The sequence below is a fragment of the Lactobacillus amylolyticus DSM 11664 genome (genome assembly GCF_000178475.1).
Classification (GTDB): domain Bacteria; phylum Bacillota; class Bacilli; order Lactobacillales; family Lactobacillaceae; genus Lactobacillus; species Lactobacillus amylolyticus.
In genome coordinates this window covers 1-18,023 of sequence record NZ_ADNY01000029.1, presented here as the reverse complement: position 1 = coordinate 18,023, position 18,023 = coordinate 1, and the positions used below count along the sequence as shown (strand labels likewise).

22 protein-coding genes, 1 other RNA gene, 2 pseudogenes and 1 other annotated feature are annotated in these 18,023 nt (G+C 38.2%); all 25 genes and pseudogenes read left to right on the top strand.

Features of this window, described 5'->3' with window-relative positions:
* Positions 1-44: 44 nt before the first annotated feature.
* The 25 genes and pseudogenes from gltX to ffs all read left to right on the top strand — a co-directional run bounded on the left by gltX (position 45) and on the right by ffs (position 17,825).
* The gene (gene gltX / locus HMPREF0493_RS03385) at positions 45-1,544 is read left to right on the top strand and encodes a glutamate--tRNA ligase (RefSeq protein WP_006351887.1); all 1,500 of its coding nucleotides are present in this window, start codon (positions 45-47) and stop codon (positions 1,542-1,544) included.
* Positions 1,545-1,648: 104 nt separating this feature from the next.
* On the top strand, positions 1,649-3,073 hold the full coding sequence (cysS, locus tag HMPREF0493_RS03380) for a cysteine--tRNA ligase (RefSeq protein WP_040457130.1): 1,425 nt from the start codon (positions 1,649-1,651) through the stop codon (positions 3,071-3,073).
* Positions 3,066-3,509 (top strand): Mini-ribonuclease 3, encoded by a 444-nt coding sequence (locus tag HMPREF0493_RS03375; protein WP_006351885.1) that lies wholly within the window; start codon positions 3,066-3,068, stop codon positions 3,507-3,509. The genes cysS and HMPREF0493_RS03375 overlap by 8 nt, the downstream gene beginning before the upstream one ends.
* Positions 3,496-4,251: a 23S rRNA (guanosine(2251)-2'-O)-methyltransferase RlmB gene (gene rlmB, locus HMPREF0493_RS03370; protein ID WP_006351884.1), complete on the top strand. Its 756-nt coding sequence runs from the start codon at positions 3,496-3,498 to the stop codon at positions 4,249-4,251. The genes HMPREF0493_RS03375 and rlmB overlap by 14 nt, the downstream gene beginning before the upstream one ends.
* A 161-nt stretch (positions 4,252-4,412) precedes the next feature.
* Positions 4,413-4,988 carry a sigma-70 family RNA polymerase sigma factor gene (locus tag HMPREF0493_RS03365; RefSeq protein ID WP_006351883.1) on the top strand — a complete coding sequence of 192 codons (576 nt, stop codon included), beginning with the start codon at positions 4,413-4,415 and terminating at the stop codon, positions 4,986-4,988.
* A gap of 78 nt (positions 4,989-5,066) precedes the next feature.
* Complete coding sequence (locus HMPREF0493_RS03360) at positions 5,067-5,285, top strand: P8 family protein (RefSeq protein WP_006351882.1); 219 nt, start codon at positions 5,067-5,069, stop codon at positions 5,283-5,285.
* A gap of 159 nt (positions 5,286-5,444) precedes the next feature.
* Positions 5,445-6,956, top strand: coding sequence for a gluconokinase (locus tag HMPREF0493_RS03355; protein WP_006351881.1), 1,512 nt, complete (start codon positions 5,445-5,447; stop codon positions 6,954-6,956).
* 58 nt (positions 6,957-7,014) lie between these two features.
* On the top strand, positions 7,015-7,164 hold the full coding sequence (gene rpmG / locus HMPREF0493_RS08325; protein ID WP_006351880.1) for a 50S ribosomal protein L33: 150 nt from the start codon (positions 7,015-7,017) through the stop codon (positions 7,162-7,164).
* A gap of 4 nt (positions 7,165-7,168) precedes the next feature.
* Positions 7,169-7,339: a preprotein translocase subunit SecE gene (secE, locus tag HMPREF0493_RS03350; RefSeq protein WP_006351879.1), complete on the top strand. Its 171-nt coding sequence runs from the start codon at positions 7,169-7,171 to the stop codon at positions 7,337-7,339.
* A gap of 114 nt (positions 7,340-7,453) precedes the next feature.
* Positions 7,454-8,010: pseudogene (gene nusG / locus HMPREF0493_RS03345) on the top strand (transcription termination/antitermination protein NusG).
* A gap of 129 nt (positions 8,011-8,139) precedes the next feature.
* Positions 8,140-8,565 carry a 50S ribosomal protein L11 gene (gene rplK / locus HMPREF0493_RS03340; protein WP_006351877.1) on the top strand — a complete coding sequence of 142 codons (426 nt, stop codon included), beginning with the start codon at positions 8,140-8,142 and terminating at the stop codon, positions 8,563-8,565.
* Between the two features lie 86 nt (positions 8,566-8,651).
* Complete coding sequence (gene rplA / locus HMPREF0493_RS03335) at positions 8,652-9,344, top strand: 50S ribosomal protein L1 (RefSeq protein WP_006351876.1); 693 nt, start codon at positions 8,652-8,654, stop codon at positions 9,342-9,344.
* A gap of 99 nt (positions 9,345-9,443) precedes the next feature.
* Positions 9,444-10,310, top strand: coding sequence for a phosphate ABC transporter substrate-binding protein (locus HMPREF0493_RS03330; RefSeq protein WP_006351875.1), 867 nt, complete (start codon positions 9,444-9,446; stop codon positions 10,308-10,310).
* 6 nt (positions 10,311-10,316) lie between these two features.
* Positions 10,317-11,312 carry a phosphate ABC transporter permease subunit PstC gene (gene pstC, locus HMPREF0493_RS03325; protein ID WP_006351874.1) on the top strand — a complete coding sequence of 332 codons (996 nt, stop codon included), beginning with the start codon at positions 10,317-10,319 and terminating at the stop codon, positions 11,310-11,312.
* The gene (pstA, locus tag HMPREF0493_RS03320) at positions 11,312-12,205 is read left to right on the top strand and encodes a phosphate ABC transporter permease PstA (protein WP_006351873.1); all 894 of its coding nucleotides are present in this window, start codon (positions 11,312-11,314) and stop codon (positions 12,203-12,205) included. The genes pstC and pstA overlap by 1 nt, the downstream gene beginning before the upstream one ends.
* 9 nt (positions 12,206-12,214) lie before the next feature.
* Positions 12,215-13,005: pseudogene (gene pstB / locus HMPREF0493_RS03315) on the top strand (phosphate ABC transporter ATP-binding protein PstB).
* A gap of 10 nt (positions 13,006-13,015) precedes the next feature.
* The gene (gene pstB, locus HMPREF0493_RS03310) at positions 13,016-13,771 is read left to right on the top strand and encodes a phosphate ABC transporter ATP-binding protein PstB (RefSeq protein ID WP_040457127.1); all 756 of its coding nucleotides are present in this window, start codon (positions 13,016-13,018) and stop codon (positions 13,769-13,771) included.
* 17 nt (positions 13,772-13,788) lie between these two features.
* Positions 13,789-14,466 carry a phosphate signaling complex protein PhoU gene (gene phoU, locus HMPREF0493_RS03305; RefSeq protein ID WP_006351869.1) on the top strand — a complete coding sequence of 226 codons (678 nt, stop codon included), beginning with the start codon at positions 13,789-13,791 and terminating at the stop codon, positions 14,464-14,466.
* Positions 14,467-14,511: 45 nt separating this feature from the next.
* Positions 14,512-14,634: a sequence feature (ribosomal protein L10 leader region), on the top strand.
* A 34-nt stretch (positions 14,635-14,668) separates the two neighbouring features.
* Positions 14,669-15,187 (top strand): 50S ribosomal protein L10, encoded by a 519-nt coding sequence (gene rplJ / locus HMPREF0493_RS03300; RefSeq protein WP_006351868.1) that lies wholly within the window; start codon positions 14,669-14,671, stop codon positions 15,185-15,187.
* A gap of 50 nt (positions 15,188-15,237) precedes the next feature.
* A complete protein-coding gene (gene rplL, locus HMPREF0493_RS03295; protein ID WP_006351867.1) occupies positions 15,238-15,600 on the top strand; it encodes a 50S ribosomal protein L7/L12 in 363 nt (120 codons plus the stop codon).
* A gap of 119 nt (positions 15,601-15,719) precedes the next feature.
* Positions 15,720-16,172, top strand: a complete 453-nt coding sequence (locus HMPREF0493_RS03290) for an ion channel (RefSeq protein ID WP_006351866.1) — start codon at positions 15,720-15,722, stop codon at positions 16,170-16,172.
* A complete protein-coding gene (locus HMPREF0493_RS03285) occupies positions 16,169-16,786 on the top strand; it encodes a class I SAM-dependent methyltransferase (RefSeq protein WP_006351865.1) in 618 nt (205 codons plus the stop codon). Before HMPREF0493_RS03290 ends, HMPREF0493_RS03285 begins: the two co-directional genes overlap by 4 nt.
* Positions 16,787-16,926: 140 nt before the next feature.
* A complete protein-coding gene (locus HMPREF0493_RS03280) occupies positions 16,927-17,109 on the top strand; it encodes a hypothetical protein (protein WP_040457124.1) in 183 nt (60 codons plus the stop codon).
* 83 nt (positions 17,110-17,192) lie between these two features.
* The gene (tadA, locus tag HMPREF0493_RS03275) at positions 17,193-17,693 is read left to right on the top strand and encodes a tRNA adenosine(34) deaminase TadA (protein ID WP_006351863.1); all 501 of its coding nucleotides are present in this window, start codon (positions 17,193-17,195) and stop codon (positions 17,691-17,693) included.
* 32 nt (positions 17,694-17,725) lie between these two features.
* An RNA gene (gene ffs / locus HMPREF0493_RS08050) (signal recognition particle sRNA small type) lies at positions 17,726-17,825 on the top strand.
* Positions 17,826-18,023 lie beyond the last annotated feature (198 nt).

The window sequence follows — 18,023 nt, the reverse complement described above, 5'->3', positions numbered from 1 at the left end:
ACTAATACTGTTACAATCCATTATTTTTGAAAGAGGCATGAATTTTGGCTAAAGAAAAGATTCGTGTAAGATATGCACCAAGTCCAACTGGTCACTTACACATTGGTAATGCACGTACTGCACTTTTTAACTATTTATTCGCTCGTCACAATAAGGGTACTTTTGTTTTAAGAATTGAAGATACCGACCAAAAGCGTAACGTTAAAGGCGGTTCAAAGTCACAGATGGAGAACTTGCATTGGCTTGGTATCGACTGGGACGAAGGTCCTGATAAGGGTGGAGACTATGGTCCATATCGTCAATCAGAAAGAAAAGATATTTATAACAAATACATCAAGCAATTGATTGACGAAGGCAAAGCTTACTATTCTTACAAGACTGAAGAAGAACTTGAAGCTCAACGTGAAGAACAACGTGCAATGGGCATTGCTCCTCACTACACTTATGAATATGAAGGCATGACTGCTGATGAAATTAAAAAGGCTCAAGATGAAGCCAAGGCAAAGGGCTTGAAGCCAGTTGTTCGTATTCATATTCCAGAAATGGAAACTTATGAATGGGACGATATCGTTAAGGGTCACTTAAGCTTTGAATCAGACACTATCGGCGGCGACTTTGTTATTCAAAAGCGTGATGGCATGCCAACTTATAACTTTGCCGTTGTTGTTGATGACCACTTAATGAAGATTACTCATGTTCTTCGTGGTGATGACCACGTTTCAAACACTCCTAAGCAATTAGTTGTTTATGAAGCACTTGGCTGGAAGCCACCTAAGTTTGGTCACATGACTTTGATTATTAACGCTACTACTGGTAAAAAGCTTTCAAAGCGTGATGAATCAGTTTTGCAATTCATTGAACAATATCGTGACCTTGGCTACTTGCCAGATGCCATGTTTAACTTCATTACGCTTCTTGGCTGGTCACCAAAGGGTGAAAGTGAAATCTTCAGCAAACGTGAATTTATTAAGCAATTTGATCCTTCACGTTTGTCAAAATCACCTGCCGCTTTTGACCAAAAGAAGCTTGAATGGGTTAACAACCAATATATCAAGAAGGCTGATCGTGATACCTTGCTTGATTTGGCACTTAACAACTTGCAAGAAGCAGGCCTTGTTGATGAACATCCAACACCAGAAAAGATGGAATGGGTTCGCCAATTGGTAAACATTTATTCAGTTCAAATGTCATATACTAAACAAATTGTTGATATGGCAAAGATTTTCTTCACTGATGCAGAAAACCTGTCAGATGAAGAACTTGAGGAAATCAAGAAGGACGATGCCCGTCCAGTAATTGAAGAATTCAAGAAGCAATTAGATTTGATTCCTCGCTTCACTTCGGTTCAAATCATGAATGCAATCCAAGCTACTCGTCGTGCTACTGGCATCAAGGGTAGAAAGTTGTTTATGCCAATCAGAATTGCTACTACTAGATCAATGGTAGGCCCTGGTATCGGTGAAGCAATGGAACTTTTAGGCAAGGAAAAGGTAATTAAACACTTGGACTTGACCTTAAAGCAAATGGAAGAGAATGGTCTTTAATTTTTTAAAACCATAAAATCTAAAAAGAAGCTGTAAATGACTGCAGCTTCTTTTTTCTTTGGTAAAATATGGGTAATGATTACAAAGAAGGGAAAGAGCAAGCTGTGAAAGTTTTTAATACCTTATCGCGTAAAAAAGAGGAGTTCAAACCATTAGTTCCCGGACAAATTAGCATGTATGTTTGTGGACCAACGGTTTATAACTACATTCATATCGGCAATGCCAGAAGCGTAATTGCGTTTGACACGATTCGTCGCTATTTTGAATATCGGGGTTATAAAGTTAAATACGTTTCTAACTTTACTGATGTCGATGACAAGATGATTAATGAAGCAAGAGCTGAAAATACCACTGTTCCTAAGCTTGCTGAAAGATATATTAATGCTTATTTAGAGGATACAGAGGCACTTAACGTTGAACCAGCGACGCTCCATCCTCGTGCTACTCATGAAATAAAAGAGATCATTGCCTTTGTAAAAGAATTGATTGCTAAGGGTTATGCTTATGAAGTTGATGGCGATGTTTATTACCGTGCTAAAAAGTTTGCCGATTATGGCAAATTGAGTGATCAAAATATTGCGCAACTTGAAGAAGGTGCTTCAGAGCATATTAACGATACTGAGCAGCAGCGTAAGGAAGATCCGATCGATTTTGCTCTTTGGAAGGCACAAAAGGAACCTGATGAAATTGCTTGGGACTCACCATGGGGTAAAGGCCGTCCAGGCTGGCATATTGAATGTTCAGTTATGTCAACCAAATATTTAGGCGACACCATCGATATTCATGGTGGTGGACAAGATTTGGAATTTCCACACCATGAAAACGAAATTGCGCAGAGTGAAGCCAAAACCGGCAAGAAATTTGTTAATTATTGGCTTCATAATGGCTTTGTCACTGTAGGTAAAGACCAAGAAAAGATGTCAAAATCTTTGCATAATTTTGTGACTGTGCACGATATTATCAAAGAGGTAGATCCACAAGTTCTGCGTTTCTTTATGGCCAGTGTTCAATATCGTCGACAAATCAATTATTCAGAAGATAATTTAAAGCAAGCTCAGGTTATTTTGGAGCGGTTTAAGAATACACTGACTAACATTAATTATCGCTTGGAAGATGACACAGCTAGCCAAGAAGATGCTGCCTTGAAGCAGGCCGTTGCTCAAACCAAACTTAAATTTGAACAGGCAATGGATGACGATTTTAATGTTCAAAATGCTTTAACAGCAATTTATGAATTATTGCCAGTGGTTAACGCAAATACTAATCTTGCTAATGTAGACAAAACTGAACTAAAGCAGTTCAAGAAGCTGCTTTGCCAATGGCTGAATATTTTTGGCATCGATTGTGATAAGCTGGTTGCAACTAAAGCTAGTGCAGAAGATGAGCAAATTGATGCGTTGGTTAAAAAGCGTGATGAAGCCCGTAAAAATAAAGATTGGGCTACAAGTGATCAAATTCGAGAACAATTAAAAAAAATGGGGATTACGATTCAAGATACTCCTCAAGGAACAAGGTGGACTCGTGATTAAAGTAAAGAAGTTAACTGAAACAGATGTCAATCCAGATACTTTAAATGGTCAGACTTTGGCCTATTTGGGGGATGCCGTTTATGAAGTTTATATTCGGCGGCACCTAGTTAAAGGCGGAATTGTGCGACCACAAGTTTTGCAGCGAGAAGCTACGCATTATGTTTCCGCTAAAGCTCAGGCTGGTTTGATCACCAAGATGAGAGATGAGCAAATGCTGTCAGAAATTGAGCTGACAGCCTTCCGTCGTGGGCGTAATGCCAAAACTCACACTAAGGCTAAGCATACTAGTTTGAAAACCTATCAATTATCGACTGGCTTTGAAGCGATGTTGGGCTATCTTGACTTGGCTGGTGAATATGAGCGAGTTAATCAATTGGTCTTTTGGTGCATTAATGCTGTGGAAAATGGAGATTTAGAAAAATATGACTTCGAATGATAAAGATTTCGTGTTTGGCCGTCATGCCGGACTAGACTTTTTAAAAACACAATCAGCAGATCGAATTAATAAAGTCTTTTTGCAGCATGGGGTTCAAGAAGATTTTGCCAATCAAGTTTATGCTTTAGCTAAGAAAAAAAGATTAGTTGTTCAGACAGCACCTAAGAATAAATTGGATCGACTGGTAGCTGGCGGAAACCATCAGGGCCTGGTGTTGGCTGTTTCTAGTTTTGAATATGCTGACCTTGATCAATTGCTGGATGAATTTGATCAAGTAGGTAAGGAACCATTCTTGCTAATGTTAGATTCAATTGAAGACCCTCATAATCTTGGCTCAATTTTACGTTCAGCTGATGCAACTGGAGTAGATGCGATTATTATTCCTAAGCGCCATGCTTCTGGCTTGACATCGGTAGTTGCAAAAACATCAACCGGAGCAATAGATTATGTACCGGTAGCTAGAGTTAATAATTTGGTACAAACAACAAAAAATTTGAAAAAGCGCGGTTATTGGATTTTTGGCACCGACATGAAGGGAACGGACTACCGTCAGTGGAACGCTAACGGCAAAACAGTTTTAGTTATTGGCAATGAAGGCAAGGGGATTGCTCCACTTTTAAAAAAGCAGATGGATCAAACTCTGACTTTGCCAATGGTAGGGCATGTGCAGTCCTTAAATGCCAGTGTTGCAACCGGTATTCTGCTATATCAAATGTTAAATAGCAGAAATCCATTAAAATAAGGATTTGACCAGATACAAGTAACGATTTTTGTGAGTGGCAGCGAAGACAAAAATCGTTTTTTGTTTGCCTCCAATTGCCGAAGTGTAGTTCTGTCATTATTTATCCCGTATTCTAATACTCAGAGGTTTTAAGAAAAATAAAAAAGTGAGGGTAAATAATTATGATCCATGCAAAGAAAGAAGCAAAATTAATCAGTGCAGCACGTCAAGACGATGAAAAAGCATTATTGCAATTATTTGAAAAATATCGTCCGTTAGTTGTAAAGAGTAGAAGAAAATTCTACTTCCGCGACTTTGATGATGACGACTGGGAACAAGAAGCACTGATTGTTTGCTTAGATGCAGTTGACAGCTACAATCCAAATCGAGGCAAGTTTGGAACTTTTTATAAGAAGCGATTATATAATCGAGCAGTTGACTTATTGCGCTACCGTACAACCAGCCGCAGAATTGGAAATGAAATTATGTTATCACTTGAGGCTTTAATTGAATGTGATAGCAACAAAATAATTGAGCCGATTGAACAGCCAATTGCTACGGTTGCGAATATGGAGAACTTAGCTGATTTTTTCAGAAATTTGTCTGATCCTGAATTGGTTGCGATGAAGGTCTTTTTAGGTCATTACACAATTGAAGAAGCAGCAGAAAAATATAATATGTCAATTGAGAAAATCAAGCGCGCAGGTCAACGTGCTTATCAAAAATTATTGAAAGCAGTCTTTGATCAAGTTAAGTAAATGGACAGTAATCGCTAGCTGATAACTGCTATCTTTGGTATAATATATCTCGTAGAATATTTTAGGAGGTAATTTAAGATGACAGACGAAATTATTAAGACTGCATTGTTAGACCGTCACATGAACGAAGTTTTTGACTGGAGCGATTCAAAGTTACCAGTTAGAGATGCCCTTTGGGACTATTTCATGGAAAAGAATGGTAGAGATACCATGAAGACGGAGGAAGATATGCTTCCATTTTTGAAAGACTCTGACGATAAAATTAAAGCCTTCGTCAACGAAAATCTTAAGAAGTAAATCCGACTAAAAACAATGTTCTACGCACAGTGGTCACGCTTTGTTTGACCACCATGACAGCTACTGATTAGTAGCTGTTTTTTTGTGCTCTTTTTTATAATCTGCTATAATTTTGAAAATTAATTATCTAAATATTGGAAGAAGTTTTATTCAAAAAATATGAACTACATAATTGGCATGGATGTTGGCACGACCGCAACCAAAGGCGTGCTTTATGATGAAAATGGCAGTCAAATTTTTGAAATGTGCATTCCATATCCTTTGATTCAAGATGAAATTGGTCAGGCTGAAGAAGATCCAGAAGTGATTTTTGATGCTGTTCAGCAAATTATTTATAAACTTTCCCAAAAAGCGAATGGCAAAATTTTGGCAATTTCCTGGTCAAGCCAGATGCATTCCTTGATTGGTTTAGATGAAAATAAAAAATTATTAACTAACAGCATCACTTGGGCGGATAATCGTGCCGAAGAGACAGTTGCTAAGGCCAAAGCAACTGGCCTTGCACAAATAATTTATCTACACACCGGCATACCGATTCATCCGATGGCACCAGTTTATAAATTGTTGTGGCTTAAGGAGAATAATCATCAGCTTTATAAAAAAGCAAAATACTGGATAGGAATAAAAGACTATTTAATTTATCGCTTAACTGGTGAAATATGGGAAGACATTCCTATGGCGGCCGGCAGCGGGATGCTTAATTTAAAAACTTTAACATGGGATAAAGAAATTCTAGCTCAGTTAGATTTGGATACAGAACAATTACCCAAATTAACCAACCCAACCCAAATTATTTCTTGGATAAATGATGAATATCGTCAAAAATTAAATTTAAATTCCAACACGGTAATCGTACTAGGAGCGAGCGATGGCTACTTGTCTACAATCGGTGTCGCTGTTTTAAATAAAAATAATTTTGCCCTTAATGTCGGCACATCAGGAGCAGTCAGAACGCTAGTAAATAAGCCAGTGATTGATAAAAAGACCAGATTTTTTTGCTACCCGGCAAATAATAATTCATATTTAATTGGCGGACCTGTAAATAACGGCGGGATTATTTTTGAATGGGCACGCAAAACAATTTTTAATGCTGATGAAACAGCCGAAGATTTCTTGAATATTGCTCAGACTGTTCCTGCTGGCAGTGGTGGTCTGATTTTTCATCCATATTTAGGCGGAGAAAGGGCACCCATTTGGAATGCTGATGCTAAAGGCTCTTTTGTCGGACTAACGCGTAATCATACTAAACCGCAGATAGCACGCAGCGTTATCGAGGGGATTGTTTTTAATCTGTTAGGGGCCTCACATGCTATCACGGAAAATATTGGCAAGCCACAAACGATTAGAGTTACGGGTGGTTTTGTAAAAAGCAATTTTGTTAGACAAATGCTGGCTAACGTCTTTAATCTGCCAGTCACCGCATTGAAAAACAATCAAAGTGGTACTTTGGCGGCCATGTTTTTAGCGCGTCTTGCTCTAGGGATGAATCATGAGCTAAATGAAATTGGCAATTTTGTTAAAGAAGATAAAGTTTATTTTCCAAATGATAAAGATGTAAAAATTTATCAAGAATTGATCCCTATCTATCATGAGGTAGAAAAAGAAATTAGTCATAGTTATCAAAAAATCGCAGCCTTTCAAACTCGGCATCCAGATTTGTTTACAAATTAAGACTAATTGCTTTATTGAATTAATCCTGTTAAAATAATTTAAGTTTGGAAGTGAGATTATGGCAGTTAGAAAAGCAGCCTTAGCCTGCAGCGTCTGTGGGTCACGCAATTACTCAATCACCGCAAGCAAAAATCGCACTCAGCGACTTGAATTGAAAAAGTTTTGCAAACATTGCGGCAAGATGACTTTACATAAAGAAACGAGGTAAGAGAATGTTTAAGTTCTTTAAGAGTGTTGGACATGAAATGAAATTAGTTACATGGCCAACTTACAAACAAAATCGTCACGATACTATGATTGTTATTGTGAGTTCAATTTTGTTTGCCATTTATTTGGGTGCACTTGACTGGGCTTTCAGTGCATTGACTCAAGCAGTTATGTAAAGAAGATAATAATAGCTAACAAAATCAGACCGTGGTATAATATGGCTAACTGATTAAGAAAACCTCATTTGCGAGGTTTTTTTTGTTTGCAATAATTTAAGGAGAAATATTTAAATGGTCGAAACAGCAAAAAAACAATGGTATGTTTTACACACATATTCTGGCTATGAGGACAAAGTAAAGTCTGACTTATTGTCACGTGCACAAAGCATGGGAATGCAAGACTACATTTTCCGTGTAATGGTTCCAGAAAAAGAAAAGGTTGAAACTGTTCGTGGCAAAAAACAAGAAGTTGAAGAAAAGATTTTCCCAGGCTACGTTTTGGTTGAAATGGTAATGACTGATGAAAGCTGGTTCGTCGTTAGAAATACCCCAAACGTTACTGGATTCGTTGGTTCTCATGGTGGTGGTTCCAAACCTTCACCACTTCTTCCAGAAGAAGTAGAACGTTTGCTTAACCAACAAGGTCAACCAGAAAAGAAGAAGCCAACTGTCAACTTCGAATTGGGTGAACATGTTACGATTACTGAAGGTGCCTTTAACGGCATAGTTGGTAAGATCACCGATATTCAACCAGATAATACAAGCTTTATGTTTCAGTAGACATGTTTGGTCGAGCAACGACAGCTGAATTAGATTACGATCAAGTAAAGAAGCTTGATGAAGAATAAACTAGATAATTAGTTGTTGTAATTGCGGTTAAACCATGGTAAGATACTAAAGTACGTTTATTATTGTGGGAGGAGAAATAGGTAAATTCCCCATTTTAACCGCATCACGGAATCAAGGAGGTTTTGACCGTGGCAAAGAAAGTTATTAACGTAGTTAAGTTACAAATCCCAGCTGGTGCTGCAACACCTGCACCTCCAGTTGGTCCTGCTTTGGGTCAAGCTGGTATTAACATTGTAGGTTTCACTAAGGACTTCAATGCTAGAACTGCTGACCAAAAAGGCATGATTATCCCTGTAGTTATTACAGTTTATGAAGATCGTTCATTCGAATTCATTACTAAGACTCCACCAGCAGCTATTTTGCTTAAGCAAGCTGCTAAGATCAAGAAGGCTTCTGGTGAACCTAATACCAAGAAAGTTGGTAAGGTAACTAAGGACCAAGTCAAGGAAATTGCCGAGACTAAGATGAAAGACCTTAACGCTGCTGATATTGGAGCTGCTATGCGTATGGTTGAAGGTACCGCTAGAAGTATGGGTATCGAAGTCGAAGACTAATCCGGTTATTTAGGAGCTTAAGTAACACATTAGGTGGGAGAGTTCAGAGAAAACTCGTTTGACCACATATACAAGGAGGAAATCACATGCCAAAGCATGGTAAGAAATATTTAGAAGCTGCTAAAAAAGTAGATTCAAACAAGCTTTACTCAGTAAAAGAAGCTATGGAACTTGTTAAGGAAACCTCATATGCAAGCTTTGACGCTTCAGTTGATGTTGCTTACAATTTGAGTGTTGATCCTAAGCAAGCAGACCAACAAATTCGTGGTTCACTTGTTTTACCTAACGGTACTGGTAAGACCCAAAAGGTTATCGTATTCGCTGAAGGTCCACAAGCTGAACAAGCTAAGGCCGCAGGTGCTGACGAAGTTGGTTCTGATGAATTAGTTGAAAAGATTCAAAACGGTTACTTGGACTTTGATGTTGTTGTAGCAACCCCTATGATGATGGCTAAGGTTGGTCGTTTAGGTCGTATCCTTGGACCTAAGGGCTTGATGCCAAACCCTAAGACTGGCACTGTAACTATGGACATAGAAAAGGCTGTTAAGAACGTTAAGGCTGGTCAAGTAGAATACCGTCTAGACCGTCAAGCTGCTATTCACGTTGCTATTGGTAAGGTCTCATTTACTGTTGATCAATTAGTAGAAAACTTTGATGCTTTACGTGACGTAATCTTACGTGCTCGTCCTGCATCCGCTAAGGGTCAATACATCAAGAGCGTTGCTGTTTCAGCAACCTTTGGTCCAGGGATCAAGCTTGATCCATTAAACTTGAACTAGTTTAATAAAATTAATCAATAAAAGCGTCTCGTGTATTGCGAGGCGCTTTTTTTCTATGGTATCATTAATTGAATTTAAGTAAGTAAAAAGGAGCCACTCATGCATAAACATCACTTTGGCGGAATAATTACAGTTTGTTTATTACTGCTGTTTTTTTTAACTGGATGCCAAAATAATAGTTCACGAATTACAGTTGTTGGTTCAAGTGCGATGCAATTGCTTGCTGAACAGGCCGGCAATGATTATCGCCTTGCACATCCAAGCAGCAATATTGTAGTTCAAGGTGGAGGATCTGGTACTGGATTAAGTCAAATTCAAGCCGGTGCAGTCCAAATTGGAACTTCCGATGTTTTTGCCGAAACGCAAAGTGGAATTAATGCAAAAAAGCTTAAGGATCATTTAATCGCTGTCGTTGGAATTGTTCCAATAGTCAATAAAGATGTTGGTGTTAAAAACTTATCTTTAACGCAGCTGCAAAAGATTTTTACTGGTGAAATTACTAATTGGAAACAAGTCGGCGGCAAAAATGAGTCAATTACTGTTATTAATCGCTCCAAAGGCAGCGGGACTCGGACTACTTTTGAAGATATCGTCCTTAAAGGCAAAAAGCCGGTTGCTGCGCAAGAACAAGATTCTAATGGAACAGTAAAAAAGATTGTTGCTTCAACGCCGGGAACAATTAGCTACATTTCTTTCCCTTATGCAAATGATCAAAATATTCAAAAATTGAGTATTGATAACATCCAACCTACCAATCAAAATATCACAACGAATAAATGGCAACTTTGGAGTTATGAGCATATGTACACGAAGCTAAAGCCAAGCAAAGCAACGCAAGACTTTATTGATTACATGTTAGGAAGCAAAGTACAGGAGGATTTAATTCCGAAGATCGGCTATTTAAGTATTAAGGATATGAAGGTAGAAAGAGATAGCAACAATCAAGTTACTAAGATAGGCAACTAAAGGAAAATGAAGAAAAAAGACGAATTAAAACAAGTTGTTGATCAAGCAATCGCTGAACAACAAGTACCACACGTTAAGATAAATCAAATTGGTCCTAACGATGTCAATATCAAAAAGCTAACGCAACCTTCTAAAGAAACGCACCAAGAATATTGGGGCAAAGGTTTAACTTATGCAGCAATCGGCCTCATTATCGTGTTGGTTATTTCTATAATTGGTTTTATTGGTGTCCACGGATTATCTACTTTTGTTAGTGATCATGTCAATGTATTTCACTTTTTAACTTCAACTGACTGGGATCCAAGTGAAGGTAAAAATCACGTCGGCGCTGCTGCAATGATTGTCACATCATTTGCCGTTACCTTGCTGGCTGCAATTGTGGCGACACCATTTGCAATCGCAGCAGCACTCTTTATGACTGAATATACATCCAAAAAGGGTGCCAGCTTTTTGCAATCTGTCATTGAACTGTTGGTAGGGATTCCGTCCGTGGTTTACGGATTTTTGGGTTTAACCATTATCGTGCCAACGATTAGAAAAATCTTCGGTGGAACCGGGTTTGGTATTTTAGCGGCTACCCTGGTTTTATTTGTAATGGTTTTGCCAACGATTGCCTCCTTAACGGTTGATGCCTTAAAAGCAGTTCCTAAGCAATTTCGTCAAGCTTCATTTGCCTTAGGAGCAACAAAATGGCAGACAATTCATAAAGTAACTTTAAAGGTGGCTACGCCGCGGATTTTAACGGCGGTAATTTTCGGAATGGCGAGAGCATTTGGCGAAGCATTAGCTGTTCAAATGGTTATTGGTAATGCGGTTCTCATGCCAGCAAATTTGATTAGTCCTTCAGCTACTTTAACAAGTCAATTGACTAGTCAAATGGGCAATACAGTAATGGGAACTTTGCCGAATAATGCTTTATGGTCATTAGCTCTACTTTTGCTTATTATGTCATTAGTGTTTAATTTCTTGGTTAGATTAGTTGGTAGAAAGGGCAGCAAATAATGAAGGCGAAAAATACTGATAAAATCGCTACCTGGGTTATTTACTGGTTGGTAGCCATTGTAGTTTTGATTTTGGCAGGCATCCTTGGGAACATTTTATGGACCGGCCTTCCGCATCTTTCATGGCACTTTTTGACATCTGAGGCTTCTTCTTATCAAGCAGGGGGCGGCGTTCGGGATCAGCTGTTTAATTCAATTTATTTGTTGATTTTGACGACAATCATTTCTTTTCCAATTGCTTTAGGAGCTGCAATCTACTTATCTGAGTATGCAAGTGATAATTGGTTTACCAGTTTGATTAGAACAACGATTGAAATTCTAAGTTCATTGCCATCAATTGTTGTGGGCTTATTCGGCTATTTACTATTTGTCGTTCAATTTGGTTTAGGCTTCTCAATTATTTCTGGTGCACTAGCTTTAACCTTCTTCAATTTGCCAATTTTGACAAGCAACATGGAGCAGGCAATAAATGGCGTACCACAATCTCAGCGTGAAGCGGGGCTTGCGTTAGGTCTGTCTAATTGGAAAACGATTCGAGGCATTGTTCTTCCAGCAGCATTGCCAGGAATACTAACTGGATTGATTTTGAGTGCCGGCCGAATTTTTGGTGAAGCAGCTGCCTTAATTTATACAGCCGGACAAAGTGGATCAACTGTTAATTACTCTAACTGGAATCCATTTAGTCCAACCAGTTTTTTAAATGTTATGCGTCCAGCCGAAACCCTAGCGGTTCATATTTGGAAAGTAAATACCGAAGGTATTATTCCAGATGCAACCGTTGTTTCAGCCGCAACTTCAGCTTTATTAGTGATTGTAGTTATTTTGTTCAACTTAGGTGCACGTTATTTAGGTAATAAGCTGTACCAAAAGCTGACAGCAGCTAAAGCAAAGTAGGTGTTGCGAATGGAAATTATCGATCAACCAAGCTATATTAAAACTTTTGATAAAAAAGATCGTGCCCTTTATACCGAAAACTTAAGTGTTTTTTATGGGGGAACGATTCAAAAACAGTTTGATGCCAGTTTACAATTTAAGAAAAATACGATTACCGCTTTAATTGGTGGTTCTGGGTCAGGGAAATCAACTTTCTTACGTTGCTTAAATCGAATGAATGATCAGGTAGCTAGAGTTGATGGCAAAATTATGTTCCATGGCTTAGACGTAAATCAGAAGAATATCAATGTTTATGAATTACGGAAGAATATTGGCATGGTCTTTCAGCGACCAAATCCTTTTCCAAAATCAATTCGTGAAAATATTACCTATGCCCTAAAGGCTAATGGTCAAAACGATAAACAGAAATTGAATCAAATTGTTGAAGAAAGTTTACGTGCTGCTGCTCTTTGGGATGAAGTAAAAGATAAGCTTGATAAAAGCGCATTGGCCCTTTCCGGCGGTCAGCAGCAACGCCTTTGCATTGCTCGGGCTTTAGCAGTCAAACCTTTTTACTTGATGAGCCAGCTAGTGCGTTAGATCCCGTATCTACTTCAAAATTGGAAGATACTTTGAAACAACTGCGTTCCAATTATACGATGGTCATGGTTACGCACAATATGCAGCAGGCTTCAAGAATCAGTGAATATACTGCTTTCTTCCATTTAGGACATGTTATTGAGTATAATTCAACAGATGAGATCTTTACCAATCCTAAAGGCAAGTTAACAGAAGATTACATTCAGGGTAGTTTTGGATAAAGGAAAGATAATGAAGGACGTTATTACTGCAAAAGATGTCAAACTGAGTTATGGCAGCTATGAAGCATTACATGGCATCAGTTTGAACTTTCATGAAGATGAATTGACCGCTTTGATTGGACCTTCAGGGTGTGGGAAATCCACTTTTTTGCGCTGCTTGAATCGAATGAATGATGATATTGAAAATATCAACATTACTGGAAAAATTCTGTTTGAAGGACAAGATATTTATAGCCCTAAAATGGATTTAGTTGAATTGCGTAAAGAAGTTGGCATGGTATTTCAACAACCAACTCCGTTTCCGTTCTCAGTTTATGACAATATTGCTTATGGCTTGAGAATTGCCGGTATTAAAGATAAAGAATTAATTGATCAGCGAGTAGAAGAAAGTCTTAAACAGGCCGCAATTTGGAGAGAAACTAAAGATAATTTAAAACGCAATGCACAAGCTTTTTCCGGCGGACAACAGCAGAGAATTTGTATCGCACGCGCGTTGGCGATTCGGCCAAAAGTAGTTTTGCTTGATGAGCCTACGAGTGCTCTTGATCCAATTTCAAGTTCTGAGGTTGAAGAAACTTTAATGGACCTGAAGCGTAAATATACGTTTATCATGGTTACGCATAACTTGCAGCAAGCCGGTAGAATTTCGGATCAAACAGCCTTTTTGATGAACGGTAATTTAATTGAAGCAGGCAAAACTGAAGAAATGTTCATTGCACCTAAAAAGCAAATTACAAGTGATTACCTTAACGGTCGTTTTGGTTAAACCAATGGAGAAATAAGATGCACGAAATATTTTTAGATGAATTAAAGAAATTAAATACCCAATTTATGGAAATGGGTGTGTTAGTTAATGATGAAATTGATCATGCAACTAGAGCATTCGTCGCTCACGATAAAAAGCGAGCACAGTCAATTGTCGATGATGAAGAAAAAATCCCACATGAATCTTTGGATATTCAAAAGAAAGCATTAAAGTTAATGGCTTTGCAGCAACCTGTTGCAACCGATTTTAGAGTAGTGATCAGTATTTTGAAAGCAACAACTGATTTGGAAAGAATCGGGGAAAATGCGATGAGTATTGCTCTTGAAACAATCAGAGTAAAAGGCAATCCACGAATTCCGGATGTTGAGGAGATCATCTCAAACATGACTCATAATGTCAGACACATGTTGATTCAAGTTTTAACTGCATATGTCCAGGATGACGAAAAGATGGCCAAAGATGTTGCATCAAGAGATGCAGCTATTGACGAGGATTATGTTAAGGCTAGAAAACTGATTGTTGACGGAATTGAAAACGATCCTTCGGCAGCAGTTGCTTCTTCAAGCTATTTTGTCGTAACAAGATTGCTTGAAAGAATTGGTGATCATATTGTTAATTTGGCAATGTGGGTTGTTTACAAGACCACTGGTGAATTAAATGAATTAACTAATGCCACCGAAGAGAAAACAATCTAGAATTTTAAAATATTTCCTTGCCAGAAGCAAAATAGGCTGTTATACTATTTAAAGTAAATTCTACCTAAGACTCGGGTGGCATGACGCCTCAAAATCCCGCCGAGGCCAGAAGATAATGAAGATTTTAATGCTCCATGTCTTTCGGCATGGAGTTTTTTAGGCCTTATAGAATTTATTAATGTCATCATGGAGGTGAAATCAATTGAGTAAAGCTGCTATTGCAGAAAAAGAAAAGCTTGTTAATGCTTTTGCCGATGAACTTAAGGATGCTAAGGCTATCTTGGTTATCAACTACTTAGGTTTGACTGTTGAAGAAGTAACCAACATGCGTAAGGAACTTCGTGATAACGACGTTAAGATGAGAGTTATCAAGAACACTTACTTGAAGCGTGCTGTTGCTAAGGCTGGCATCGAAGGCCTTGACGATACTTTCGTTGGCCCTACTGCTGTTATCTACACTGATAACGCTGATGATGTTACTGAACCAGCTCGTATCGTTTCTAAGTACGAAGATGATTTCGACGTTATTGAAATCAAGGGTGGTATGCTTGAAGGAAAGTTAACTTCAAAAGACGAAATCAAAGAACTCGCTGCTATTCCAGGCCGCGAAGGTTTGCTTTCAATGCTTGTTTCTTGCTTACAAGATCCTATTCGCAAGGTTGCATATGTTGTTAAGGCTGTTGCTGATTCTAAGTCTGAAGACGAAGGTTCAGCAGAATAATTATTATTGTAAATAATATCTAAATTCTAAAATTTCGGAGGATACTTATAATGGCTTTAGATAAGGATAAGATTATTGAAGATTTAAAGGGCGCTTCAATTCTTGAATTGAACGACCTTGTAAAGGCTATTGAAGATGAATTTGACGTTTCAGCTGCTGCACCAGTTGCAGCTGCAGGTGCTGCAGGTGCTACTGAATCTAAGTCAAGCTTTGACGTTGAATTGACTGAAGCAGGTCAAGAAAAGGTTAAGGTTATCAAGGAACTTCGTGACATCACTGGCAAGGGCTTGCTTGATGCCAAGAAGATGGTTGACGGTGCTCCAGTTATCGTTAAGAAAGGCGCTTCAGAAGATGAAGCTAACAAGATCAAGGAACAACTTGAAGGCGTTGGCGCAACTGTAACCCTTAAATAATTGATGCCGTTAGGCAAAATTATAAAAAGAATGGACTCTGCTCTTTGCAGAGTCCATTCTTTTCTTTAAAATAAAAGTGTGTTTAAAGATAATACCTATACTCAAACTAAAACTTATAAATGGACAATGGCATCCTGTACATGCTTTATTTCAGTATTGCTTTTTCAATTATTGAACATGTTCCTCTTAATCGAGCTTTTTGGTGGGCAATAACAACTGCCAGCACAGTAGGTTATGGCGATATTTCAACGCATACACTTGTACCGCATACAATGATCGGACAATTCGTTGTTTTAGTCATGATTATCATTGGCGTTGGCATGATGGAAATGGTTTCCAGTTCTCTGACGACATATTTTATGAGAAAAAATTCAGTCACAACGCAGAGCGAAACACAAAAAAGTTTAAAATTAATCCTTAAAAAATTAAATCAACTTGAAAAAAAGAATGATAATTTAGCTCAACAAAACGAAGACTTGAAGGAACAAATTCAGGCTATTAAAGAACAACAAAACAGCAGTGAATGGCATCATTTTAAGGACTGGCTTAAAAATAAAGGAGATAGAAAATGAGTGCAGAAAAGAATCAAATGTATTTTGCCGTAAATCCTGATGCTGCCCATGATGAACATGTTGTGGATTACCACGTGGCGGATGTGGATTTAAAATTCAATACTGATGCAGGCGTTTTTTCAAAAATGCGGGTTGACTATGGCTCAGGCGTACTCATCAAGGCTATGCACAATGTGACTTTTCCGGATGCCGGAATTCTTGATGTCGGGACAGGCTATGGTCCACTAGGCTTATTTGCGGCAAAGTTTTGGCCAAACCAGACCGTAGAAATGGTCGACGTTAATGAGCGTGGTCTTAAATTGGCTAAAAGAAATGCTCAGCTTAATCACATCGATAATGTGGAAATCTATTCTTCAGATGTTTATGCACAGGTGGATAAAAGCAAAAAATTTGGCTTAATTATCACTAATCCACCGATCCGTGCCGGTAAAAAAGTCGTTTCTGCAATTTTAGCGGGTGCAGCTGATCATTTAGTAAAAGACGGCATTTTACTTGTGGTAATTCAAAAAAAGCAGGGCGAACCAAGCGCACGCAAATTATTAAAAGCTACTTTTGGCAACTGCGAAATTTTGCAAAGAGATAAGGGTTATTACATCTTAAAAGCACAAAAATAATAATTAAATAATGAATTAAATAAAAAGCGCTGAAACCCTCATTAGAGTAGTATTGGACTTTGCAAAAATGCTTTGCTTTCATATTTTTGCTTTTTATAATGGTAGCGGAAACAAGAAATAAAGTTATAAGGGTGATTGTTATGCAAAAGTTTATTAAGTATTTAGTCGCAGTTTTATTCATTATTGGTGGTATTTTTATGTTTGGTTGGATTTTAGGCGATAACGAAACAGCTACTCCAGCAGGTTTAACTGCTCTCTACATGATTGTAGAAGGAATCTTTTTCTACCATTACTTTAGAAATCGCAACATTAGTACTTTATAAGTTAAAATGAAAAACAATCGTTAACCAAGCGATTGTTTTTTTGTTATGATGAGTAATAATCAATCTTCTGAGGGGGAGAATTATTGCTTTCTAATGACGAAAAAAAGAAGTATATGCAGTTAGCCATTATTGAAGCTAAAAAAGCTGAGAGACAAGATGAGGTGCCAATCGGAGCAATTGTGGTTGCACCTGATGGACAAGTGGTTGGTAAAGGATACAATCGGCGTGAGCTTGATCAAGATGCAACGCAGCACGCAGAAATGATTGCCATTCGTGAAGCTTGCAAAAATATTGGCTTTTGGCGATTGATCGACTGCAGCTTATTCGTAACACTCGAACCTTGTCCCATGTGTGCCGGTGCGATTATCAACGCCAGAATCAAGGATGTTTATTTTGGAGCGATGGACCCAAAAGCAGGAGCTGCCGGCAGTGTAGTTGACCTGTTTACCGTAGAAAAATTTAACCATCATCCTCAGGTTATTCGGGGACTATATCAAGATGAGTGCAGTCAGATGCTGACAGACTTTTTTCGGGCAATTCGCAAAAAGCAAAAGGAAGCCAAAAATAATTCAGAAGAAAAATAGTTAATAGTAGAAATCTCACGCGAAATACGCTATTATATTTGTTGGGCAATGTCTGACCTCTGAATTGTGTCAGGACCGGAGGGTAGCAGCACTAAGGTTGTTCAGGCATGTGCCTTTTATTAGACAATTACAAACTCTTAACTCTTTTAAAGAGTTAAGAGTTTTTTACTAGGGAAAGAGAATTCATGGCTTATCAAGCACTTTATCGGAAATGGCGTCCAGGCACTTTTGATAGTGTAGTTGGCCAAACCGCGATTACCGATACTCTTAAAAATGCGATAAAACGAAATACAATTTCACATGCGTTTCTGTTTGCAGGACCAAGAGGAA